At 39.9% G+C, this 25,503-nt stretch carries 18 protein-coding genes; 9 read left to right on the top strand and 9 right to left on the bottom strand.

Annotation, left to right across the window (positions count from 1 at the left end):
- Positions 1 to 16: 16 nt before the first annotated feature.
- The 8 genes from VB711_RS03740 to VB711_RS03705 form a co-directional block, all read right to left on the bottom strand.
- The gene (locus tag VB711_RS03740; RefSeq protein ID WP_323284366.1) at positions 17 to 2,224 is read right to left on the bottom strand and encodes an O-linked N-acetylglucosamine transferase, SPINDLY family protein; all 2,208 of its coding nucleotides are present in this window, start codon (positions 2,222 to 2,224) and stop codon (positions 17 to 19) included.
- Between the two features lie 129 nt (positions 2,225 to 2,353).
- Complete coding sequence (locus VB711_RS03735) at positions 2,354 to 2,896, bottom strand: type IV pilin-like G/H family protein (protein ID WP_323284365.1); 543 nt, start codon at positions 2,894 to 2,896, stop codon at positions 2,354 to 2,356.
- 238 nt (positions 2,897 to 3,134) lie between these two features.
- Positions 3,135 to 3,527 carry a type II toxin-antitoxin system VapC family toxin gene (locus VB711_RS03730; protein WP_323284364.1) on the bottom strand — a complete coding sequence of 131 codons (393 nt, stop codon included), beginning with the start codon at positions 3,525 to 3,527 and terminating at the stop codon, positions 3,135 to 3,137.
- Positions 3,514 to 3,819, bottom strand: coding sequence for a hypothetical protein (locus VB711_RS03725; RefSeq protein WP_323284363.1), 306 nt, complete (start codon positions 3,817 to 3,819; stop codon positions 3,514 to 3,516). Before VB711_RS03725 ends, VB711_RS03730 begins: the two co-directional genes overlap by 14 nt.
- Before the next feature lie 88 nt (positions 3,820 to 3,907).
- On the bottom strand, positions 3,908 to 4,450 hold the full coding sequence (locus VB711_RS03720; protein ID WP_323284361.1) for a type IV pilin-like G/H family protein: 543 nt from the start codon (positions 4,448 to 4,450) through the stop codon (positions 3,908 to 3,910).
- A gap of 354 nt (positions 4,451 to 4,804) precedes the next feature.
- Positions 4,805 to 6,385 carry a hypothetical protein gene (locus VB711_RS03715; RefSeq protein WP_323284360.1) on the bottom strand — a complete coding sequence of 527 codons (1,581 nt, stop codon included), beginning with the start codon at positions 6,383 to 6,385 and terminating at the stop codon, positions 4,805 to 4,807.
- Positions 6,386 to 6,596: 211 nt separating this feature from the next.
- Positions 6,597 to 7,370, bottom strand: coding sequence for a TIGR03943 family putative permease subunit (locus VB711_RS03710; RefSeq protein ID WP_323284358.1), 774 nt, complete (start codon positions 7,368 to 7,370; stop codon positions 6,597 to 6,599).
- A gap of 146 nt (positions 7,371 to 7,516) precedes the next feature.
- On the bottom strand, positions 7,517 to 8,572 hold the full coding sequence (locus VB711_RS03705) for a permease (protein WP_323284357.1): 1,056 nt from the start codon (positions 8,570 to 8,572) through the stop codon (positions 7,517 to 7,519).
- 206 nt (positions 8,573 to 8,778) lie between these two features.
- On the opposite strand from VB711_RS03705, the gene VB711_RS03700 reads away from it, so the two are divergent.
- Complete coding sequence (locus VB711_RS03700; RefSeq protein ID WP_323284355.1) at positions 8,779 to 9,048, top strand: hypothetical protein; 270 nt, start codon at positions 8,779 to 8,781, stop codon at positions 9,046 to 9,048.
- A gap of 235 nt (positions 9,049 to 9,283) precedes the next feature.
- Here VB711_RS03700 and VB711_RS03695 read toward each other — a convergent pair whose 3' ends face one another.
- The gene (locus tag VB711_RS03695; protein WP_323284353.1) at positions 9,284 to 9,424 is read right to left on the bottom strand and encodes a hypothetical protein; all 141 of its coding nucleotides are present in this window, start codon (positions 9,422 to 9,424) and stop codon (positions 9,284 to 9,286) included.
- A 208-nt stretch (positions 9,425 to 9,632) separates the two neighbouring features.
- Here VB711_RS03695 and VB711_RS03690 point away from each other — a divergent pair, with 208 nt between their 5' ends.
- The 8 genes from VB711_RS03690 to VB711_RS03655 all read left to right on the top strand — a co-directional run bounded on the left by VB711_RS03690 (position 9,633) and on the right by VB711_RS03655 (position 25,425).
- Positions 9,633 to 10,385: a response regulator transcription factor gene (locus VB711_RS03690; protein WP_323284352.1), complete on the top strand. Its 753-nt coding sequence runs from the start codon at positions 9,633 to 9,635 to the stop codon at positions 10,383 to 10,385.
- A 43-nt stretch (positions 10,386 to 10,428) separates the two neighbouring features.
- Complete coding sequence (locus VB711_RS03685) at positions 10,429 to 11,733, top strand: PAS domain-containing sensor histidine kinase (protein WP_323284428.1); 1,305 nt, start codon at positions 10,429 to 10,431, stop codon at positions 11,731 to 11,733.
- Between the two features lie 104 nt (positions 11,734 to 11,837).
- Positions 11,838 to 12,503, top strand: a complete 666-nt coding sequence (gene phoU, locus VB711_RS03680) for a phosphate signaling complex protein PhoU (protein WP_323284350.1) — start codon at positions 11,838 to 11,840, stop codon at positions 12,501 to 12,503.
- 449 nt (positions 12,504 to 12,952) lie between these two features.
- The gene (locus tag VB711_RS03675) at positions 12,953 to 13,543 is read left to right on the top strand and encodes a Crp/Fnr family transcriptional regulator (RefSeq protein ID WP_323284349.1); all 591 of its coding nucleotides are present in this window, start codon (positions 12,953 to 12,955) and stop codon (positions 13,541 to 13,543) included.
- A 143-nt stretch (positions 13,544 to 13,686) separates the two neighbouring features.
- Positions 13,687 to 15,324 (top strand): iron uptake porin, encoded by a 1,638-nt coding sequence (locus tag VB711_RS03670; RefSeq protein WP_323284347.1) that lies wholly within the window; start codon positions 13,687 to 13,689, stop codon positions 15,322 to 15,324.
- A gap of 200 nt (positions 15,325 to 15,524) precedes the next feature.
- A complete protein-coding gene (locus VB711_RS03665; RefSeq protein WP_323284346.1) occupies positions 15,525 to 16,160 on the top strand; it encodes a type I restriction endonuclease subunit R in 636 nt (211 codons plus the stop codon).
- A gap of 151 nt (positions 16,161 to 16,311) precedes the next feature.
- A complete protein-coding gene (locus VB711_RS03660) occupies positions 16,312 to 18,696 on the top strand; it encodes a cache domain-containing protein (protein ID WP_323284345.1) in 2,385 nt (794 codons plus the stop codon).
- 543 nt (positions 18,697 to 19,239) lie between these two features.
- Positions 19,240 to 25,425: a choice-of-anchor I family protein gene (locus VB711_RS03655; protein ID WP_323284343.1), complete on the top strand. Its 6,186-nt coding sequence runs from the start codon at positions 19,240 to 19,242 to the stop codon at positions 25,423 to 25,425.
- Positions 25,426 to 25,503 lie beyond the last annotated feature (78 nt).

Below are 25,503 nucleotides of genomic sequence, written 5' to 3'. Positions count from 1 at the left end.
TTAGCTCCCACTAAAATCAGAGCAAAAGATATCTTTCCCACATTTGCTCATAGGCCTGTTCCATATCACGAGCAAATTGTTTACCATTCCACAGTGGGGCTGTTTGTCTTGATTGTCGAAGTTTCCAAGCTACTTGTTGCCTTAAAACAGCATCTTTACCCAAACGTACACCCCATTCTACATACTCTTCATCGCTCCAAGCAATACCTTCGGTTACACCCACATTCATCATCATTGTGTAACTGTTCCGGGCTGCAAATTGTTGTCCAACTCTAGTGACAATGGGGATACCCATCCAGAGTGTTTCTAAGGTTGTGGTTGCTCCGTTGTAGGGGTAGGTATCTAAAACAATATCAGCAATGGCTAAATTTGCTCTATGCACAGCCTCAGAAAAGTCTAAGGGCAAAAATCGCATTTTGTCAGCATTTACCCCTTCTTGCTCTGCTAACTGTCTAAAGAATTGCTGTACAGTTTCCGAGTCCCCAAATCCTTTAATTAAAAAGTAGCTATTGGGAACTTCTTTAATAATTTTCATTTGTAACCGTGCTGTTTCAGGATGACGTTTATATCCTCTTTGTCCACTCAGATAAACTACAGCATCACTAGGAATATCAAGCTTATCACGTCGTAAAGTTGGGACACCGACTTCAAAACCATCTACAGCGATATAGGTTTGGGGTAATCTCCAGATTTTTTCGGCATAGTAATCTTGAGCCGAATCTGGTAAAACATAAGAATCAGCAATAAAGTAATCTACTGTGGGTATTCCTGAAGCATCCCAACCTAACCATGTTGCTTGTACTGGTGCGGGTTTGAGTGCCATAATCTCGCAAGCAACATCGAGGGTAATACTATCCAAATCTATTAAAATATCAATTTCATCTTCATAAATTTTTTCAGCAATATCATCACTGTGCATTCCTCCTAAATAGGCTTGGGTCGCATTGTTGATATACCATTGCTGTAAAGGATCGTTTATTTGTTTATAATTAATTAAATAGGCATGAATTTGATATTTATCTCGGTTATGATGCTGAAAAAGCCAACGAGCTAAAAACCCGACTGAATGATTGCAAAAACAGTGAGATACATAGCCAATTTTAGTTAATTTATCTTTTTTATTGTTAGTTCTTTGGCTATAACGGTTAATTTTTTCACTAGCATAGTTTTGGATATTGCTTTGGCAGAAGTTAGCTATTTGATTATGAATTAACCTATTTTTTTGTGGATGATCTTCTATGTAAGCAGCAAAGTAATTTGCTTGATATAAACGCAAAACTCTCGCTACTTCTAAATCTGTCTTATTTTCTGCAATTAAAGATTCTATTAAAGATTTCTGTTGTGCTACAGCTTCACAAGTTTCTTGCCAATAAATGGCAGCATCCATTAAACCTTTTTGTAAAATATAAGTTGAAAATGTTTTATCAGCTAATTTATCTGCTAAATTCACTCCTAATCTAGCTACTTCTATACCCTTGACATAATTATAATCAAAAAGATAAAATAAAGCTAGATGGTTTAAAACTTCTACATTTTCAGGTTCAAGACGTAAACATAATTCAATCAGTGGAATTGCGACTTTTGGCTGCCGCATTGAATATGTAATTTTAATAGTTGCTAGAACTACTGGATTAATAAAAGTTTTAGGTTTTTGGACATGATTTAGACAAGCTTCGGCAAATTGGAATACTGAGGGATGAAAAGGGTTATAATTAAGAACGGTTTTTAATGTTGGCCATAATAAATCAATATCTAAAATTTCCGTTGTTTGCAATAATTCAATTATGCCTAAATCTATTAATTCATCACCATTAAAAGTTTCTAATTTAATAGCGAGTTGAATTAAATGTAGAAGGTTAGTAAAATCTAGAGGATTTATTTCTCTGATATGTTGACGAATAGCTAAAGCAATTGTATTTTCTAAAAGACTTTCTCGACGTTTGGCTTCTTGGTGTAGAATTTGTATCAGTTCAATAGTCCATGCTTCAATCTGTTGGGGTTCTCCTGCTTCCATTCCCAACATCCAAGTTAGTTGTGCTTCTGCTTCTTGTTCTTGGAGCAATAACATTAATCCTAAGTTCCAGTAGTGTGATTTCACTTCTGGTTGTGCTGTAATTGCTTGTTCATAACAGTTAGCAGCTAGACTATATTCGTTTTTGAACCAATATTGTCGCGCTCTTTGTTCTAATGATGTGATATCTGGTTCAAGTTCTATATTGGTCATGTTTAAAAGTTTATCAAGTACAGGGACATAAATAAAAGATCATCCCTATTTAGTTTAAAACAAAATTAAGATGGATAGTCTAAACTACCCACCTCTATCAGATATAAAAAGGAAAAAGTGGAAAGGCTGTTACTTAACTACAGATGAGTAGCTAGCAGGACAGGTTGGGACTCTTGCAGTTCCTGTACCAGATGCTACACCATCTATTGAGGTAGTTACCTCGCCTGCTGTGACAGCTTCGCATAAAGCAGCTAGGGTAGCACCTTCACTTTGAGCGTTAGTAAAATAGACTACTGTTCCTACATAGCTCTTGAGGTCTCTTTTGTTAGACATACCGTTGTTAGCAACAATGTCAGTGCCAGTATCATCGGCTACATAAGAATAGTTAACTGTTTCACTAGCAATACCTAAGCCCATATTGCCTATAACATTAGCAAAGTCGCTATTTTCTAGGTAGTAAGCTTGTTGAGCGCGGTTCATTGCACCAACGTACTGTTTAGCTTCTGATTGCTTACCTTTGTTAGCTTGGCTGAGGAAGGAAGGAAGAGCGATCGCAGATAGTACACCGATGATGATGATTACTACTAATAGTTCGATTAAGGTGAAACCCTCGTCTTCTTTCTTTTTGCCGAGGATGTGTTGTAAGAATTTGGCTTTTAATTCGGTTTTCATGGCTGGTTTCCTTGATATTGGGGGGGGTTGTTCCGGTTATGGATATAACTTACCCAGTAGCGATCGCTTTCATATCACTTCCCAAATTTTTTTTACCACATTTCCTGTAATGCTTACTGCTGCTACTTTCTGTGACTTTCATCACTATTGCCGTCTAAAAGAACCCCACCCCTGCAAGCCTACCGTGTACACACAAGTCCATATCCCAACGGTTTTTAGTACAACCTACTTATATTTACTATTTAATAATTAACAACGGCACATCATAAAATTTAAACTTTTCATCTACCGTAATTATAGTTAATCCTTCGACTAAAGCTTGAGCAATTAACATTCTATCGAAAGGATCTTTATGATACATTGGTAAATCAGCAACTTTTATTCCATGTACCAACTTCATTTCTAAAACCTCTAAACAACTAAAACGCAAAGCTTCCTGTAAATTATTAGGAGCTATTAACTTGCCTAAAGACTGTTTAATAGAAACCTCCCAAGCACTAATAGCACTAACAAAAATTACATTTCCCCGATTAGTAATTATTTCTCGTACTTGATTTGATAACTTAGAATTATTTTCTAAAAACCATAACAAAATATGAGTATCTAGCAAAAACTCTTTATTCTTCTCCATACAAAGCAGCAATCACTTCTTCTGAAGTATCATCAAAATCATCGGAAATTTTAACTTGTCCTTGCCAAAAACCCGCAACTCTTGGCTCTAAAAGATTTTTATTACTCATCACCATCGAGCTATGATTTAAATCGGCTTTCTCAACCATAGGATCTTCGGTCGAAAGAGGTAAAACTTTTGCCCAAGGAACTCCTTGCCGAGTTAGCGTAATTTCCACATGATTTTGGATATCTGATAATAAATCAAGTAAATTATCAGATAAGTAAGCAATATCGAAAGTTTTTTCTGACATCGTTATTTATCTACTACTCACTACAAGTATTATATAGTAATCCTATTTAGGAATACAAAGTCTATATAATTTAATTTCTTTCAGGGGTCTATTTCATTAAAGATTCATAATTACTGGGACAAGTGGGGGCAAAATTTACTCCTGTTCCTGTGGTAGCAGGGGGTAATGAGGTAGTGACTATTCCCGCAGTTTCGGACTCACAAAAAGAGGCGAATGCTATGCTATCATTGTCACTATTTATTACATTTACTACTGAGCCTAGATAACTCTTCAAGTCTCTTAACCGAGCCATGCCATTATTACCAACTGCATCACTAACTGTATTGTTAACTTGATATTGATAGATATTTGTTTGTTCAGGAATACTAATGGCTAGGTTATTTATGTGAGGAGCAAAAGCACCATTTTCAAAAAAATACAATTGCTGTGCGCGATTCATGCCTCCAACCACCTGTTTACCCTCAGCTTGCTGGGCTTTTTTGGCTTGACTGACTAAGGAAGGGAGAGCGATCGCTGTTAAAATACTCATAACTAAAATCACTAACATCAGTTCAATTAGTGTAAAACCCTCTTCTGGCTGCTTTTTGTCGAGGATATATTGCAAAAACTTGGCTTTTAGTTCGGTTTTCATGGTTGGTATTAGCGATCGCGTTGTTAAAAATGTCAATTAAGATAAGATAAAATTTTTGGTATATTGACTTTTCTCAGGCGAAATCGGGTTTATACATAGGGGTTGCTTAATAAAGCTAAAAGCCTGATAAATCAAAGGCTTGAAGCTAAAAAAAAGACGGTAGGTGCAAGGTTATAGCGTCTTGTGTCTGAAAAACCTTGCACTTTTGTTGATAGCCAGGGATGAAAAAATGTTTTTAACTATCCTCCTGACTCCTGACTCCTGACTCCTAGCCCTAACGAAAGGACTTTTTCCGCAAACCCTACATATACCATTACCCACTAGCGATCGCTTTCATATCACTTTAACCTAACTTTATGGTAGCCAATGGGGATGAAACCCGACTAGGGGAAGTGCTTCTGGCTTCATTTCAATGTCCGTATTTTCTGCCAGGGGTAATAAAGGCATTAACCACAAACTACTACTAGCAATTGGTTCACCTTCATCTGTTTTTAAGGTGTTAGCTGGTAATGGTACACCAGTAGTTTCTAAGGATACTACTTGGTCAAATAACAAACCTAAACCATCGGGTGCTAAATTCATCTGCACATTCCGTTGACCAGGAGGTAACACTAAGAGGGGTTTTTGCTGCTCGGTTTTGAGGTTAATTGCTACCAAATAAGGTTGTTCTATATATTGTTCTTGAGAAATTAGCTGTGTCAACAAGCAATATAGAGTAGGGGAAGCAGTATCAAACTGGCAGTTGAGAATTGAACCTGTGGTTTTTAAGAGTTGTTTTTGTGTACCTTGGTTGGTAACTAAAAATAAATCTCGCGTGTAATCAGTATTAAATTTGACCATCGCTGCCTGAGAACCATCTTTAGAAAAAGCCTGTACTAAACCAAATTGGGGCAGAAAATCTAGGGGTTTAGTTGTATCAGTTTCTAAAGATAAAATTGCTGTTCCCTGTCCTTGGGCTACTGCTACGGCTTTACTATCAGGGGTAATTAAAAAGTCTCCACCAGGTTTGCCTTGTAGTTTTTTTGGTGTAATTTTGTCATCGGCATTACTAGGTACTGGTATATACCATAATCCAAAATCACCAGGGTTATCTCTTTTTCCCCGTTGTACAATGATCCTTTGTCCATCGCTGGATAGGTCAAATTTGAGGTTTTGATATTCTTTATTATCTAAAACCAAATCCATTTTACCTGCTGGTTCTGTTTCTTGCCCGACTTGGCTGGGAATACCTGTTGTGACTGTATAAAGTTGGGATGAAAGTAAGTCCGGTGTTTTGGATGAACGAGCGGATAGTAAGATTTTTTCACCGTTGGGAAATGGCTCAAAATCCATCACAATTAGGTCTTTGGGAGTAATTACCTTTTTTTGCCCTTGAGTTAAGTTATAGAGTACCAATTGTCCTTGTTCTTCTGGATTAGCACCAATATATAGAATAGCGCGATCGCGGGTGCTGAAACTACCTATAAACGGCTGCATTCGGCGATTTTTGCCTTCCTGTAACGAAAATTTATCTCTCGCTTCCGCTAATTGGACTTTATAGTTTGTGCCATAAGGTGCTGGTGTCACCAAAGTATAAACCATTCTTCGTCCTGCCCAACTGATTTTACCGACTAGAACTGGACAGTTTTTTGAATTATCCTCTGAGGTTTTGGTGTTGACTAGACAGTTTTTTGCGTAATCCTCTGGATTTTTGGTATCTACTGGATAAACTTTTAAATTTTCCTCTACGCTTTTCGTGTCCATTGGCCGGCTAAAGGTGAGGGAAAATGAGATATCTTCCGCGCCAATTTTCTGATTTTGCCAAGTAAAATTACGGACGCTAGGTTTAACTCCATCACCTTTCCAGATGATTAAACCAATTAGTAAACTTAATAATAATATGACAGCGATCGCTATTCGATCCAATGGTTGAATTAATTTTTGGGTTTTAGTCATAGGGAGTAGGGGGCAGGAGGCAGGGGGCAGGGGGGGCAGGGGAGGCAGGGGAGGCAGGGTGAGAAAGCTTGTTTGGATGACAAAAATTGGATAATTTAAGTAATGAGACAGAATTAATTACACAACTGGTTTTTCTGTTCCCTGTTCCCTCTCTCAACGAATGAATTTAATTTTGTCTGACTACTTATTTTTGGAGTTTCCTTAATAATCCTTAATAACTATAAGGATTTTTTGGTTGGGGAATCTTTTTCAAAGTATTAGCAGCGATGGTAAGTTGACGTTTACCTAAGACAATTTCTGTCACCATTTGTCCTTCTACTTCTAACCAAGTATCGGGTGGGAACTGATCGCGGTTTTCTGAGAGTTTAACGGGTAAACCTACTGGATAGACATCTGCGGCACAACAAGTAATTACAAATCTCGCTAAAAATAAATGGTTTTTGTCCATTTCGGGGGCATGGATCACAAATCCCTGTACCTTTACTTTTTGTCCCGTATAGGCATCTGGTTCTGGATAGACATTCAGTGTGCGTACCCAGTCTATGAGCGATCGCTCTTCTGGTTTAACAGTAGCCCGAAATGCTTGAGGTTGGGTTCGTGTTGCCCCAATTAACTCTGTCACACCCCGATCTAGTGCTGTTTGGCTCGCAAAAACCTGTGGTGTAATAATAAATCCTAAAACTGATGTTGTTAAAAGCAAAGCACTACCCCAACCAGGGGGAAATAAACTTATATGTTGGACATTAGGCACTTCGTAACGCTGACGGGTTTGCCAAAGTTGGACTGCTTTGAAAACACCAACTATCAAAAAGCCAATAGCACCCAAAATTACTAACCAAAAGTAATCAGGGTGAATTAATAAATTCAGCCTTTCTGTTAGCCAATATCTGATTATTAAAATTCCCCAAGCTGTAATTGCTAAAACATCTAGCCAAGGAAGGAGAATATTTTTAATCTTTAATTTTCGATTTTGGTTAGAAGTCATATAGGAGGGCAGGGGGCAGGGAGCAGGGGAAAAAGTTGGCGTTTATAAAACAGTTACTTATTTTCTCTTAGTCCACGGAGGTGGACTTTGATTGTGTAGCCGTGATTTCTAATCGCCGGGGCTTTGATTAATCGCCATGGCTAATTTTAAATAACATATAGATTTAGAATTAAAGTACAAAAGAAAGCTAATAGTCCCGCCAAAGCAAAGAGGTAAAATAAAGCCCTAGCTTTAAAAATGGATAACATTAAACCAACACCTTTAATATCGATCATCGGACCAAAAACCAAAAATGCTAATAAAGATCCACTGGTAAACGTTGACGCAAAAGATAAAGCAAAGAACGAATCGACTGTAGAACAAATTGACACCACTGCTGCTAATATTAACATGGCAACAATTGAACTAATTGGTCCACCACCCAAACTAATGATAAATTCACGGGGAGCTAAAACTTGAATAGCCGCAGCGATCGCACTGCCGAGTACCATCACTCCACCTAATTCTCTTAATTCTTGAATCACATTATCTAACACCAGCCGTAGTTTATCTGGGAGAGATTTATTCGGATTGAAGCCTAGTGTATTATCTGCCTGAGCTAAATTACTATCTATCCTGGTGACACCTGCTTGTCCGCCTAAAAAATAAGTCCCCGATCGCAATAAAGTAGGTGTAGCGGATTGCTCTTTTACAGAGGTATTCTTACGTCCGCGCTTAGGTTCGAGTTGAGCAGGGGGGTTAAACTTGAGATATCGAGCGATCGCAGGTTGCAAATAAGGACTTAGATCGTGCTGAAAACTGAAAACATAACCGATCACCGTGGCAATGAATAAAGATAAAACGACCCGCAAAACCACTATTTCTGGTTGATCTCGAAACGCTGTCCAAGTTGCCCAAATCACAATCGGGTTAATTGTCGGCGCTGCCAGCAAAAATCCAACTGCCACAGGTGTAGGTACTCCTTGCATCAATAACCGCCGCGCTACTGGCACATTTCCGCACTCACACACCGGGAACAAAAAGCCAATCATACTGCCGACTAATGCCCCCAAGAGGGGATTTTTAGGCATTCTCTCCACTAATTTGCGCTCATCAATGAAAAATAGCAAAAAACTGGAGAATAAAACTCCCAGTAGTAAAAAAGGCATTGCCTCCACTAGCAAACTGAGAAATAATGTAAAACCATTGTTCAATTGATTCATGGGCGATCGCTAATACCAGTTTAAAGCGGTTTTGAGTTGATCGTATTCTAACTAAACCGGGATCAAAACCAAATTGGGAAAACAAAACCTTATTATAGTCATCTATGTAGAAAATGGGGAAATGGGAAGAAGGCAGGGGGCAGGGCTGACAGGTGTAGGTATTTTACAATTAAGAGGAGTTGGAGTAGTAAAAACTATCAACAGGAGTGGAAGGAAATGTTGTCCAAGGAAGAAGGCAAATAGACAAGCCCTGTAGTAGATTAGCAGTTAAAGTCAGGAAACCAAGCACAAAACAAGAAAGTTGGCGAACAGGGTGGGAATTGAGGGGTTTGGTTCGAGCAATGTGTTTTGCAGGCAGAAGTTCTCTGTTGGTAGGTGGAGTTTGCTCAGTGGCTGCACCACCTAACATCACCATCCACAGAGTAGAAACAGCAAGAGCTATACTCACAACGGTTGAGATATGGACTTTTGTATAATCACGAAAACCCTAGATTTATAATTAAACGGGCGGTTAGAAACCGCATCTACACAGACATGGCGCGTAGCGGCTTCCCGTAGGGAAGGCCACCTACGTGGGTTTCCAATCCTTGATTTTTCGTTAGTCCGCGCAGGCGGACTTTGTTTGTGTAGCCGTGACTTCTAGTCGCCAGGGCTTAAAACCCTACCCGGAGAATCAAACAATTAAGCCGTGTTGGGTATACCTGAGTTAAACTACTTGATTTGGTCATCACCATTCCAAAGCTCCAGATCGCCAAACCGATCGCCTGTGGTATCGTCAAATGAGGCAGATGCTCTGATACTATCCTTGACCATTGTTTGAGTTGCTCGTTTTTCAGCATTTTCTCCCACCATACACCCCTATCTCTTCCTTGATTTTCTCACTTCTTTTTGCCAACTCTTCTTGATTGTAAAATACCTACACCTGTCAGGACCCCTGCTATCGTTCTCTTAGATACATTAAGAATTTGCTAAGAATATATTTACGAGACTAAGTATTGGTAAACTGAGGTTAAGTAATTATCCAGCCAATTCCAGTCCGGCAGTTTTTTGTGATTAACCAATGTATACCAGCGAATTAACAAAGTATTCTACCAGGGCAGAGATCGGGAACACCAGCCGTATTCTAGTAGTAGAAGATGAAGAACTGATCCGAGAAATGCTAGTTGTAGCTTTAGAGGAAGAGGGCTATGAAGTAATCACCGTCGGGGATGGACGTTCTGCCATAGAATATCTGAAAAATTGTGAACCAAGTACAGGAGAATTACCCTTAGACCTAGTTGTTTTGGATTTGATGCTACCCCAAATCAATGGACTAGATATTTGTCGTCTGTTACGTCATCAAGGTAACTCAGTGCCGATTTTAATGCTTAGTGCTAAAGGTAGTGAAACTGACAGAGTTCTGGGCTTAGAAGTAGGCGCAGATGATTACCTGACCAAACCATTTAGTATGCGGGAATTAGTAGCTAGGTGTCGGGCCTTACTTCGTCGTCAACGTCTAAGCGTTCTACCCCAACTACCAGTTCTCAAACATAAAGACGTAACCTTAAATCCCCAAGAGTGTCGTGTTTTGGTTCGTGGAGAAGAAGTGAATCTTTCACCAAAAGAATTTCGCTTATTAGAATTATTTATGAGTTATGCTCGACGAGTATGGTCACGGGAACAACTATTAGATCAGGTTTGGGGTCCTGATTTTGTTGGTGATAGCAAAACGGTAGATGTTCACATCCGTTGGTTAAGAGAAAAGTTAGAACAAGATCCCAGTCATCCAGAGTATATTGTGACTGTTAGAGGTTTTGGTTATAGATTTGGTTAATACCTGTTAGTTTTGATAAATCAAATCGTAACTAACGATGCAAATGCTGATATTGGGATTTCTGCTGGGTTTGTTCGTTGGTCTGGGTTTTTGGGTAGGAAAGAAGCTGCAAATCGATCGCTATTTGGAGCAATTAATTCAACCATTAACCTCCCATTCTTATCAAGTGGCCTTACCACTGATTCCACGGTTACGACGGGAAATTTCGGCCATGAAGCGACAGCAGGAAGATTTAGAGCGATCGCTACAAACATACAAGAATCTGCTGGATTTTGCTCCACTGGGTTATTTGCAAGTAGACGATGAAAATCAACTGCTGTGGTGTAATCAGCAAGCAAGGGAAATATTACATCTACAAAGATGGCAACCAGGACAGGTACGCTTGTTACTAGAATTGGTACGGTCTTATGAACTTGACCAATTAATTGAACAAACTCGTGATTGGCAAAAACCCCAACTACGAGAATGGATCTTTCACCCTTCCCGGGAAAATGCCACCGCGATGATAGATTTAAAATCTTTAGCTTTGCGGGTATCTAGCTTACCCTTACCCCAAGGACAGGTGGGAGTATTTTTAGAAAATCGTCAACCTTTTTTAGATTTAAAACAGGATCGCGATCGCTCTTTTTCTGACCTAGCCCATGAACTGAGAACACCCCTAACTTCCATTCGGTTAGTCGTGGAAACCCTGCAAAACCGTCTAGATCCCCCTTTAAATCGTTGGGTTAATCGTTTGATGCAAGAGGTAGATCGGTTAATTAATTTAGTTCAAAGCTGGTTAGACCTGACGCAAATAGAAACCAACCCCACCATCCAGTTAAATTTGGAAATGGTCGAAGTGCGATCGCTCATTACCTCGGTTTGGGAAACACTAGAACCAATAGCCCAGCTTAATCATCTTGATTTTACTTATTCGGGACCCGAAACCATCTGCATTCAAGCCGACAAATCCCGAATGTACCAGGTGTTCCTAAATTTGCTCGACAACAGTATTAAATACAGTCCCCCAAATACAACTATTCAAATTGAAACCAAACTTCACTCAGCAGAAGATTCCCAATCCCCAAACTTAGAAATAAATATTATTGACTCCGGTGTGGGTTTTTCTCCAGAAGACTTACCCCACGTCTTTGAACGGTTTTACCGGGGAGATAAAGCCAGATTTCATTCACCAACTTCTCAAGGTAATACTACAACAGCGATCGCAGGTAATGGTTTGGGTTTAGCGATCGTCCAACAAATCGTTATAGCTCACGGTGGTACAATCACAGCCATGAATCACCCAGAAACCGATGGTGCTTGGTTAGAAATCCATCTTCCGATCACCGATTTAGAGACTTCCAAATAAAAAAATATCTCGTATTTGTGGGAGCAGGTAAAAGAGTAAATAATTATTCCTCCCCTTCTGACTCCTGCTATGATTAAATATATTCACGTTTGAGAATCACAAGTGTGAAAGTCGTTATTGATGATCAAAATGCTGATACACAGTTAGCACGAGCCATGAGGCGTTTAGAACGGGATGTATTACGGATGGGAGCATTAGTCGAACAATCATTTCGTCTAAGCCATCAAGCCCTATGCAACCGCGACCTAACCGCAGCCGAAGAAATCCCTCGATTAGATAAAAAAATAGACCGTTTTTATAGACAAATAGAATCAGACTGTACATCAATTATGACCCTGCAAGCACCCACACCGCAAGACCTGCGCCAATTGAGTGCTTTTATGCAATTAGTACGTGATTTAGAGCGTATTGGCGACTATGCCAAAGATCTAGCTAAAATTGCCATTAAAAATTTTCCCTATCCCCCCCACGAATTACTACCAGAAATTGCCCTCATGTCTCATCATGCCCAAGCCATGTTAGCAACTAGCTTAGTAGCCTTAGCAGATTTAGATGCAGTTAGCGGTAGAAGAATCAAATTTTTAGATGATACAGTAGATAACGCCTATGAACACCTTTATCAGACCCTAGCCTATCAGCGAGACGTACCTGGAATCATAGAGCCAATATTGCTTTTAACCTTAGCAATTCGCTGTTTAGAACGCATGGCAGATCACGCCACTAATATCGGTCAGAGAGTAGCATACATTGTCACCGGACAGCGATCGTAAAGCAGGAGTGAAACAATTAGCCATCTCCAGGAAAAAATAAATGTAGAGACTTTCCATGGAAAGTCTCTACAAGGACTTCTTCTTTCTGCTGACCGTATAATCACTATTTAAGACCTGCATTTATACTCAGGATTAGAATATTTTTTAGTTTCAATAATCTAAATATATAGCAAAACGTACATTTCACTCAATCCTTACCTATTCTTAAACTTCTACCATTAAAGTACACAAAGATATCACAGTTCATTCGTACAGGTGATACAGCATCTTTCATGTATTTAGACCACACTCTTGCGTCTCTGGTTGAGACAAAAAGACGTAGCTTATTTACACTGAAATAGTTGTAACACTAATACCGTATAAAATTGCACTTTATCATACAAAAAAACCTTGCTGGTGATGAATTGCCAGGATACATCAGGTAAACATTCAAAAACCATAGACCTGCAATGACGTATTCTACAAGTCATACCCCACAATCCATAGGAAATATCAACTTACTCCAACGCTTATTTAATCGTCGGGATGTGATTCCCTTAGAAAAAGATTTGTTGTGGAGAATAGAACGGGGAGTAGTTCGTACCCTGACCTGGGGAGAAGATGGAGTTTTTATCACTTTAGGTTATTGGGGAATAGGGGACTTAATTGGTTATCCATTATCCAGTGTTAGCCCCTATCAAATAGAGTGTCTGACAAGTGTAGAAGTTAGCATTGTTCCGTCTCACCTTTGGCATCAAAATGTTGAATCTCTCTTATCCCATATTCAACAGGCTGAAAAGCTTCTCAGTATAGTACATCGTAAACCAATTTCACTGAGATTGTGGCTGTTCTTAGTATGGCTCAGTGAAAAATTTGGTCGAGATCTAGAGCAGGGTAAATTAATTGATGTAAATGTTACCCATCAAGATATGGCTGAAGTGCTAAACACGACGCGAGTGACAATCACCAGACTACTACAAAATTTTGAAGAAGAAGGGAAATTATTGCGTCATAAACGTAGTATTATTCTTAGGGAGTGCCATAAGTTAACCATATCTTAGTATCAAAGATTAGCCAAAGGGTTGTGTTAACTATCGCAAATAGTGTATAATCCCCAGTAAAGATGAATATGTACTTTTCCTTAACAGGGAACGTGCATTATCATAGATTGTGAGTTTAGTTAGGTGTGAGTGAGAGTAAAAACATGACAAAACTATTTTGGAATGCTTTAAAGGTTAGCCCCTTAATTGCAGCTACCTTTTTAACCGCCAACAGTGCCTTGGCTGGTGAAGTTAAAGAATCAGTAACAAGCGTTGCTCAGTTATCCCAAGAAGCCAACAGCATCGGCCAAGTAACATCAGTTTCTCAATTCTCTGATGTACAGCCTACAGATTGGGCTTTCCAAGCATTGCAATCCTTAGTAGAACGCTATGGTTGTATTGCAGGTTATCCTAACGGTACTTTCCGTGGCAACCGGGCTTTGAATCGTTATGAATTCGCTGCTGGTTTGAATGCTTGTTTAGATAGAGTTAATGAATTAATCGCCACAGCTACTGCTGACATGATCAGCAAGCAAGATTTATCTACTTTACAGCGTTTACAAGAAGAATTTTCTGCTGAATTAGCTACTCTAAGAGGTCGGATAGACTCCATGGAAGCTCGTACTGCTGAATTGGAAGCTAATCAGTTCTCCACCACCACCAAGTTGAAGGGTGAAGCTATTTTTAGTTTCACTCAAGCTTTTGGGGATAGCAGAGCTAGTGCTACCGCTACTTCTACTAGTCCTAAAACTGACTTAGATGACAACACAACCTTCTCTAATCGGGTGCGATTGAGCTTAGAAAGCAGCTTCACCGGTAAAGATAAGTTACAAATTCGGTTTAACTCTGGTAACTTCTCATCGTTAGGCGCTGGTACCACCGGTGCTACAGGCACTAACATGGCTCGTCTTGGCCATGACGTTAATACCAGCGGAATTCAATTTGATAATATCAACTATGATTTCTTCCTCGGCGAAAGTATCCGGGTAAAAGTTGAAGCGAATTCTGCCGGCTTGAACGAGACAGTGAACGTTTTTAACCCTGACTTTGCTAGTAGTGGTACAGGCGCTATTTCTCGTTACGGACGTTTTAGCCCTATCTACCGTCAAGGTTCTGGAGGTGCAGGGGTTAATGTGGAATTTAATCCTAAAGGTGCTTTGACCTTGAGTGCTTCCTATTTAGTACCTAGTGGTGGTAACACTCCTACTGACAAAAATGGTCTGTTTGATGGTAGCAGTACAATCTTTGGTCAGTTGGCTTTTAAACCAAGCAAGGCTTTCAATATTGCTCTAGCCTACGCTCGCACTTATAACAAGGGTGGTACAGGTTCAGGGGCACCAAACCTTTTCCAAAGTACAGGAAGTGGCTTTGCCAATAACCCTTTTGGTGGTGCTGCTACTTCGGCTGATAACTATGGTGTACAACTTTCTTTTAAACCCAGTTCTAAAATCACCCTTGGTGGTTGGGCTGGACTGACCAACGCTCAGGAACAAGTTGGTACTGAAAGAGAAGCAGATATGTTTTACTGGGCTGCTACCCTTGGTTTGAAAGACTTTGGAAGAGAAGGTAATGTTTTGGGTCTGATTTTCGGTCAACCACCTAGAGTTACTGGAAAAAGCGGTTTTGCTGCTACTGAGACCAGAGATGGTGATACATCTTATCACATAGAAGGTTTGTACAAGATGAAGGTATCTGACAATATCCTCATCACTCCTGGTTTGTTGATGATCTTAAATCCAGAAAACAACGATAACAACGACACCATTTACGTTGGAACCATTCGTACCACCTTCAGATTCTAATTTGATTTAGAATCCTCAAGTCCCCGATTTCTTTAGGAAGTCGGGGATTTTGTTTAAGTAGGTTTAAGGTATTGATTATATTCAAAAAGGTTAGAGACTTCCAAATAAAAAATATCCCAAAATTTCTTGTTGACACTTATGAGCAGGTTCAAGTACATGAAAACTGGTTTAAACTAAGAATAAATTTGAGTTAACAGTTAATGGTTTCTAAAGTTGGAATTACGGAAACAATTAAAAGCTTAAACGATTTACGAAGTCGTTGTAATTTGTCTCAAGCGGAGGATGAATTATTCTTTAAGGAATGGTTTGAGGAATTACCTGAACTGAATCAAGAAGAAAAAGCGGGTGTTGCTCGCATTAAACAGCGTTATGATTATCATCGTGTTAATGGGTTGTTGTTGGAAGGGACTATTAACCTGTTAGTAGTTTCACCGATTTTAGAACTAGCTGGTTTTCTTGATCCTCCCTATTCTATTCGTTCACCCTATGGAATTTATTTAGAATTGGAAGACCCAGAAGAGACTATTCGCGGTTTTGTTGATACCTTGGTTATACAAGAAAAGTTATGGATTTTGGTGGTTGAGTCTAAGCGCAACAGTATTCCAGTTCTATCCGCATTACCGCAATTATTAGGCTATATGTTAACGACTCCCCACCCAACTCTGCCAATATTTGGTATGGTGACAAATGGAGATGAGTTTATTTTTTTGAAGCTGACTTTTACAAATACTCCTAAATATGATGTATCTAGAATATTTTCTTTGTTTCCTCGACGACACGAATTAGGGGAAGTTTTGCAAATATTAAAGCAATTGGGAAAAGCAATTTTGCTGTAGTCAACTTAAGCCCCGGCGACTGGAAGTCGCGGCTACATAAACAAAGTCCGCCTGCGCGGACTCAGGAAAAATCGAGGATCTGATAGCCCACGGAGGTGGCCTTCCCGTAGGGAAGCCGCTACGCGCCATGCCTGTGTAGATACGGTTTTTAATGGTTGGCAATAAGGTATATACTAGGGATATGTTTTTTCCGATCGCCTTTAAATTACAATTCAAGTTTATCAAACAACTGCTCAAATTATCTGTGGGCAATAAAATATACCGAAAATGGATTAATTTGAGTTTTCGCACTAAACTTTTTATTTTGCTGTTTAGTGGTGCGGCTTTACCAACTATTTTGGCTACCCAAGTCATCTTAGGTGTAGCGAGGGTTCACCTGATTAACAGTCAGCAAGAATTACTGCAAAAAGATTTAGTTTATTTACAACAAAAGTTTAAAAGTATCACAGAAAGTTATCAAGGACAAGCTCAAGTATTACAAAAATTCGTAGAAGGAGCAGAAATTGATCTCAGTGATCAGCAAGAAGTTACCCAAAAGCAAAAAGTTCTTAAAAAACTGGTTAATGGCAGGATAAATAGTGAATTTGAACCTAGTTTTTATATAATTACAGATGCAGAGGGACGGACAGTTGCTCAAAATATACAAACTATTATTAGGGATGAAAAAAGCGATCGCTTGCCTGTTTCAAGATCATCTTCTGTAAATAAATATCAACGGGTTTCCGTACCTTTAGGGATTAATCTGAATCAATTACCTATAGTTAAAAATGCCCTTGCTGAACAGCAAATGCTATGGGGGTCAGAAGTAATAACAGGTGATTTATTACAACAATTAGGTTTAGCATCCCAAGGGCAGATCGGGCAAAGATTTCAACAAACGCAAAATTTACCAACCTCAAAACTCCCGTTTCCCCCAGGTACTTATAATATTGATCATGGTCGGATTGGTTTGGCAATTATAGCAGTGCAACCAATCAAGCAGAATAATCGTCTAGTTGGGTTAGCGATCGCTGGGAATTTACTTAATCGTAATTATCAACTGGTAGACCTGATTACCCAAACATCAGGAGTATCTACAGCCACTCTATTTGCTTATGATTGGCGTGTTAGCACCAATGTTCCCAATTCTGATCAAACAACAAGAGCGATCGGCACAAGGGTATCTAGAGAAGTAGCAAATGCTGTTTTAAATCAGGGAAAAAAGTTTTTTGGTAGCACGAATATTGTTGGTGAAAATTATATAACTGCCTATGCCCCAATGTACGACCATCGAATGCTTTTAAGTGGTCAGAAAGCAAAACCAATTGGTATTTTCTATGTTGGTGAACCGGAATTTAAAATTAATAAAACTCTGACTAAGATTGCAATTACAGGTTATGGTATTGGTGCTGGTATTTTATGTTTAGCAGGTTTTGTAACCTTGCTTATTTCTAAGGCTTTTTCTCAGTCAATTCAACGGTTAACTAATTTTGCCCAACGTCTTGGTAGTGGTGAAAAAGGAATCCGTTTATGGAAAACTGAAGAACGACAAGACGAAATAGGGATTTTAGAACATGAATTTAATAATATGGCAATGCGGATTGAAAATAATCTTGAAAAGGTGATGGAAAATGAAATCCAAATCCGGCAACAAGCCCAAGAGTTAACACATACGTTAGAACAATTAAAACAAACTCAAGCAGAACTTGTAAATCAAGCTAGGATATCTAGTTTAGAACAACTCGTTGCAGGAATGGCGCATGAAATAAATAATCCGGTAAATTTTATTTATGCTAATATTATCTATGCGGAAGAATATATACAGGCTTTGATTAATCTTATTCAAATTTATCAAGTTCACTATCCTTATCCCCATGAGGAAATTAACAAAATCCTGAAAGAGATAGAATGGGAATTTATAGAATCTGATTTACCAAATTTATTGCAATCTATAAAAATAGGAGCAGAAAGAATTACACAGATTGTAAAAGCATTGAGGATTTTTTCCCATATAGATGAAGCTGAATACAAGCAGGTAAATCTGTATCAGGGGATAGATAGTATTCTGGAAATAATCCAATATCGTCTCCGTTCTACTAGCAGATATCCAGGAATTGAGATCATTAAAAAATATGGAATTATGCCCTTAATTAATTGTTATCCTGGATTAATAAATCAAGTATTTTTCAATATTATTAATAATGCGATTGATGCCATAGAGGAAAGATATAAAATATCAGGTTTAGAATCAGAAAATTCTCTTTCTCCTCAGATTTGTATTCAAACTGAATTAATTGACTCTGATTGGGTTAAAATTAGGATTATTGATACTGGCTTAGGGATAAGTGAAGATATTAAGGAACGGTTGTTTGATCCCTTTTTTACTACTAAAACCATAGGTAAAGGTATGGGAATGGGGTTAGCAATTAGTTATCAAATTGTGACTCAAACTCATGGAGGATCTTTAGAATGTATTTCTAGTGTAGGTCAGGGAACAGAGTTTGTAATGATGATTCCTGTAGATGTTAAAGCAGTAAGAGATAATAGGTTGAAGTGAGGCTAAATTGAAGTGAGAAAAGTAGATGAATATTTTTATAGAGAAAGAGATATTGCTTGTTAGAGGATGTTTGAAAAGTATCAGAATTAATCGACATTGACCTAAAACCCCTGTAGAGAAGTTTCATGGAACGTCTCTACAATATTTACCGGAGATGTCTATTGGTTTTCTTTATTAATTAAACTTTCAAATATACCATTTTTGATAGTGTAAGCACCAATATCATTATTTGTTAGTTAGATCAAATAAGGTGCGTCAGAAACTTAAAGTTAGCGATTTTAGCCTAAATTATTCTATCTGACGCACCCTACACAATACTTTACTCGTTTTAGCCGATCGCACATCAGGAAGTCAGTCTTATTTATTATAGAGCGATCGCTCCCCTTTTTGATCACCTGTGATCAACATTTATCGAGCCGTCAGGTGTAACTCCAGAAAAATTAGCAATCTGATATTTGCATTGTTACTTAACTCTTGATTAATCTTTTCTTAATATCAATCAACTATTTTTTGAAGAAATACCTTTCAAATAAAGAATTATTTATGGCACTCTTAAAAACTGCTACTGGAGACGGTGGTTTACAGGTCGGTGTTGATGGTTTTGGTGCTTTTGGTAGTAACATTGGTGGAGAGGATGCCACTGATGCCCTCTATGACCCCATTGGCGAAATTGCAGAGGCCGGTACAACCTTTCAATCCGGTGTGGCGATTCGGATTGGAGATACTGGAGAGCGGACTTTTTTAAGCACTGGTTCTATTGACGAACTAACTGCTCCAACTTTTGTTACTTCTTCCGATAGTAATGCTACCAGTAATTTTACTGTTGGCGACCTCAGTTTTAACTTGTTACAAGTTGCAGCCGACTTAATCGAACAAGGATCTAGAACAGGTAGCCGACTAACCCAAACCTATACGGTTACGAATACTGGAACTGCACCAATTACCTTTGAATTGATTCGTTACTTTGATGGTGATCTATACTTTGATGGCAGCTTAGTAGATGGTGGCGGTAGATTAGAAATTGGCAATCAAGAAATACTATTTGAAACAGATACAGCCGGAGAGCCAGCAACTGCAACTACATTTGTTGGTATTACCGCAGAAGGAGGAAATGTATTACCTCCTAGTCGTTTTGAAGTAGATGAATGGTCTGGATTGCGAAGCCGAATCTTTGCAGGTGAAGCCTTAGATGATGCTATTGACGCTGATTCTGGTGATCCTGATGTGAATGACGACGGCTTTGTTGATGAGGGAAGTGGATACGATATCACCTTAGCTCTTCGTAACAGCTATACCCTTGCTCCTGGTGAGTCTACAAATTATATTACTACCACTAGCTTTGGTTCTGCTGCACCTGACACTATTGACAACAGCACCACTGAATTTATTGGTAGTGAAAGCGACGATATCCAAAATGGTACAGGATTTAGCGAAATTTTTCAAGGCTTTGGTGGCGATGATATCATTAATGCCGGTGGTGGTGACGACACCATTGATCCTGGTGCAGGTAACGACACGGTAGATGCCGGTCCTGGTAATGACAGAATTATTGGTAGTGGTCAACCTGGTGAAACTAAATCAATTGATGGAGGAGAAGGCATAGATACTGTTGTTTATGATGGTAACTTTGCTGATTTTCCAGTCAGTGTGATTGACACTGAAAACTTGATTATTCAAGTCGGGTCTAGCACTGATACCCTAGAAAACGTCGAGTTTTTGGAATTTAACGATCAAACGATCGCTGCCCAAGATTTACTAAATAATACATTTACCCTGCAAATTCTCCATGCTGCTGACCAGGAAGCTGGTGTTCCGGCTTTAGATGATGCTCCCCGCTTTAGTGCTGTTCTCAATGCACTGAAAAACGAAGACAAAGATGGTGATGGTACAGTAGATTATGCCAACACAGTTGTTCTTTCCTCCGGTGATGCCTACATTCCTGGTTTATTTTTAGATGCTGGAAAAGACCCTTCTTTAGATCCTCTGTTGGGGAAAGCAGGTGCTGGCCGTGCCGATATTATCATTCAAAACGAGTTGGGTTTTCAAGCGATCGCCTTCGGAAACCACGAATTTGACTTTGGTACTAGCTTTGTTAACTCTGTCCTAGCACCAGATGAGGCTTATCCCGGTGCAAACTTCCCCTACCTGAGTTCCAACTTAGATTTTAGCACTAATACCGACCTGGCAGGCCTAGTAACCACTGACGGACAAGAAGCCAATATCATTCCTGGTAAAATTGCCAAGAGTACAGTAATTACCGTTAATGGTGAAAAAATTGGTGTTGTTGGCGCTACTACTCCATTATTGCCAAGTATTTCCTCCCCTGGGGATGTGGGAGTCTTACCAGCAGACTCAACCGATATCGCTGCTCTAGCTGCGGAAATTCAAACCTCCGTGGATGCCTTGACAGCAACAGGTATCAACAAGATTATTCTGTTGGCTCATATGCAACAAATTAGCATTGAGCAACAATTGGCTGGACTACTCAAAGATGTAGATGTAATCATGGCAGGTGGTTCAAATACCCGCCTAGTTGATGAAACAGATCGTTTACGCGCTGGAGATACTGCCCAAGGTGTTTATCCCATTCTCACCAAATCTGCAACTGATGAAGATGTTGCTATTATTAACACCGACGGTAACTATAAATATGTCGGTCGTTTGGTGGTAGAATTTGACGAAGCCGGTAAAATCATTCCTGAAAGCATTGACCCCAACGTTAGCGGTGCTTATGCCACTGATGATCAGGGAGTTGCTGATCTCAATGCTGAGAATTTAGTAGATCCTGAAATTAAAGCCATCACTGATGCCCTCAGAGAAGTAATTGTAGCCCAAGATGGTAACGTTGTGGGGATTACTGAGGTTTTCTTAAATGGCGCTCGCGCAGATGTGCGGACTCAAGAAACTAATTTAGGCAATTTAACAGCCGATGCTAACCTAACTTACGTTAAAACCCTAGATCCGTCAACAGTTGTTTCACTGAAAAATGGCGGTGGTATTCGCAACAGTATCGGTCGGATAGAGACACCCCCCGGAGCTACTGAATCAGTTAAATTACCCCCAGAAGGAAATCCTTTATCTGGAAAACCAGATGGTGGTATTTCTCAACCAGATTTACAAAATGCTCTCAGTTTCAATAATGCCCTAACTCTGGTTACTCTAACTGCGGAACAGTTGGTGCAGATTTTAGAACATGGTGTGGCAGCAACAGCGGCGGGAGCAACCCCTGGACAATTCCCTCAAGTTGGTGGTGTATCTTTCAGTTTTGACGCTACTAAACCCGCAGGTGAAAGAATCCAAAATGCGGCGATTTTAAATGAAAATGGGACTATTCGGGAAGTTTTAGTTAAAGATGGGGAAGTAGAAGGTGATCCAGCACGGGGGATTCGCATTGTCACTCTCACATTTTTAGCCGATGGTGGTGATAGTTATCCCTTTGCAGATTTTATTGCAGCTAATCCTACCTTTGCTAACCGCGTAGATTTAGGTACAGTTGCCGATTCTACAACCTTTGACCCTGGACAATCTAACTTTGCGGCTTCTGGAACTGAACAAGATGCCTTTGCAGAGTATTTATTAGCCAACTTCAATACTGAAAATACAGCTTTCAATTTTGCAGATGTGGCTCCTGACCAAGATTTGAGAATCCAAAATCTCTCTCAACGCAGCGATCGCGCCTTGACAAATCAAATGCAGCAAGGCATGGTGATTACTGAGTATATCTATTCTGGTGGCAGTGGTGAATTTATCGAATTTACCAACCTCAGCGCCAACGCCGTAGATATGACTGGTTGGAGTTTTGATGATGATTCTCGTACAGCCGGAACAGTAGATTTAAGTGCTTTCGGTACTGTTGAACCTGGACAATCGGTGATCTTAACGGAAGCACCCGCAGAAACTTTCCGCACAGCTTGGGGATTATCTGCCACCGTTAAAATTATTGGTGATTTAACCGCCAATTTAGGCCGTGCTGACGAAATTAACCTATACGACAACAATGATCAACTGGTTGATCGTCTCACTTATGGAGATGAAACCTTCCCTGGTAGCATTCGCACCCAAAATGTTGCAGCTTGGACTGAAGCCGAAAACCTTGGTAATAATGAAATCACCGAATGGATGGCTGCTGCTACCAATGATGACCAAAATTCCTTTGCTTCCACTGCTGGGGATGTTGGCAATCCTGGTGTTTACAATAATAGCAACTTACCAATCCCTGGTGTAATTATTATCCAGTCTGAAGATAGCACCAGTGTTGTTGAAGGTGGAGCAACAGATAGTTACACAGTTGCTTTAAAGACTGAACCCACAGGAGATGTGACAATCAACATTAATCCTGATGGTCAAGTTACAACCAGTGTCGCTACTTTAACCTTTACTCCCGAAAATTGGAATGTAGCTCAAACAGTGACAGTCACAGCCGTGGATGATGCCATTTTAGAGTCCAATCACCCCAGCTTGATTGCACATACCACCACCAGCGAAGATACCAGCTACAACGACCTGAACATTGCCCCGATTAACGCTACCATTACCGACAATGATTTTGGTGTGTTGAAAAAAATTGGTGGCTTTACTGGCGATGGGGCAGAGATTACAGCTTATGATCCTGTCAGTCAGCGATTATTTGTGGTGGATGGTTCTGCATCTATCCAAATTCTGGACTTTAGTGATCCTACCAACTTAACAGCGATTTCTAGTATTGATCTTTCTGCCTATGGTAGCAGTGCCAATAGTGTAGCAGTTAAAAACGGCATAGTTGCGATCGCTGTGGAAGCCACCGATGCCAATGACCCCGGTAAAGTCGTTTTCTACAACACTGCTGGAACATTAATTAACGATGTGACTGTTGGTGTATTACCTGACATGGTAGTATTCAGCCCCGACGGTACAAAAGTTCTCACCGCCAACGAAGGACAACCTACTGATACCAGCGATCCTGTCGGTTCTGTCAGCATCATAGATGTTTCCCAAGGTGCTGCTAACGCCACCGTATCCACCGCCAGTTTTACCAGCTTTGATGGTCAAGAAGAGACATTGAGAAGTCAAGGTGTACGCATTTTCCCTGACAAGATATTCTCAGAAGATGCCGAACCAGAATATATTACCTTCTCCAATGATGGAACTAAAGCCTGGGTAACATTGCAGGAAAACAATGCAGTTGCGGTTGTTGATGTAGCCACAGCCACAGTTATCGATATTGTGCCACTAGGTTTAGTTGATCACAGCTTGCCAGGAAATGAATTAGATGCCAGCGATCGCGATGGTACAATCAATATTCAGAACTGGCCTGTATTTGGGATGTTTATGCCCGATGCGATCGCTTCCTACGCAGCCAATGGTCGCACCTACTACATCACCGCCAACGAAGGAGATGCCCGTGATGAAGATGCAAGGGTAAGTTCCTTAAACTTAGATTCTACCGCATTCCCCAATGCAGCCACACTCCAACAGGATGCTAATCTTGGTCGGTTAACTGTTTCCACAATTGATGGAGACACCGACGGTGATGGAGACTACGATCAGATATTTGCTTATGGTACTCGCTCCTTCACTATATGGGATGACCAAGGCAACCGCGTTTATGACAGTGGTTCAGCCTTTGAAAAAATTACCGCTCAACAAGTTCCCTGGATATTCAACGGTAATGGAGAAGACCCAGAAGCAGGTTTTGACAACCGCAGCGATAACAAAGGACCCGAACCAGAAGGTGTTACTATTGGTGTGATCAATAACCGCACCTATGCCTTCATCGGTTTAGAACGAATTGGTGGAGTGATGATTTATGATGTCACCAACCCCGAAAATCCCCAATTTATCGAATATTCCCCCGCTCAACCCGGTGATGTTGCTCCTGAAGGGTTAGTATTTATTCCTTCTGAAGATAGCCCCAACGGTAAAAACCTGTTAGTTCTTTCCAACGAAGTCAGCAAAACCGTTACTGTCTATGAAGTTAACCTTAACCCAGAACCAGTAATTACTTTTGGTAGTACCGGTGACGATAACCTAGCCATTCAACCCAATCAAACCTTCTTCAGTGGAGACGGTGCAGACACCATAAATTCAACTGTGGATAACACCATTTTCGCTGGAAGCGGTAACGATACGGTATTTGTAGGCAGCGACTCTTCTGTATTTACAGGAGAAGGTAATGATCAGGTCTTTATTGGCCAAAACGGCAACGCTATCAATACCAGCGTCAATGGCAACAATGGAGATGATCAACTGAAAATCCTTCAAGGTAACGGTAAAAACCAACTATTTGGTGCTGCTGGTGCAGACAATTTAGAAGTAGTAGAGGGTTCCGGTGAAATGCTATTCGGTGGTTCAGGAGATGACACACTCATGAGCGGTGGTAGCAATAACCGACTCTATGGTGGTTCTGGTAACGACGAACTAACCGCCAACATCAATGACTTCCTCTATGGTGGTGATGGAGATGATCAACTCTTTGCTGTAGGTGGTGGTAATCGTTTAACTGGTGGTAATGGTGCTGACCAGTTCTGGATTGCTAATGCTAGTTTACCAAGCAGTAAAAACATTGTGACTGATTTTGTATTAGGAACAGATGTAATTGGTATTGGTGGTATTGGGGTAACTCAATTGAGCCAACTGACATTAATGCAAGATGGTAACGACACCTTGGTTAAACTTGGTAATACTGAATTGGCATCATTGATGGGTATTCAAGCTAGTACCTTGATGGCGAATAACTTTGCTTTTGCCTAAAGTGTAAAAAAGTAGAGACGTTCCTCCGAGCGTCTCTATAAAGGTTTGGGAATCTGAGTTTTAATCTTGCTGGTTAAT

Source organism: Cronbergia sp. UHCC 0137 (genome assembly GCF_034932285.1).
In the GTDB taxonomy this organism is placed as follows: domain Bacteria; phylum Cyanobacteriota; class Cyanobacteriia; order Cyanobacteriales; family Nostocaceae; genus Cronbergia.
The sequence above is the reverse complement of the archived record's forward strand: the minus strand, read 5'-3'. Positions and strand labels throughout refer to the sequence as shown.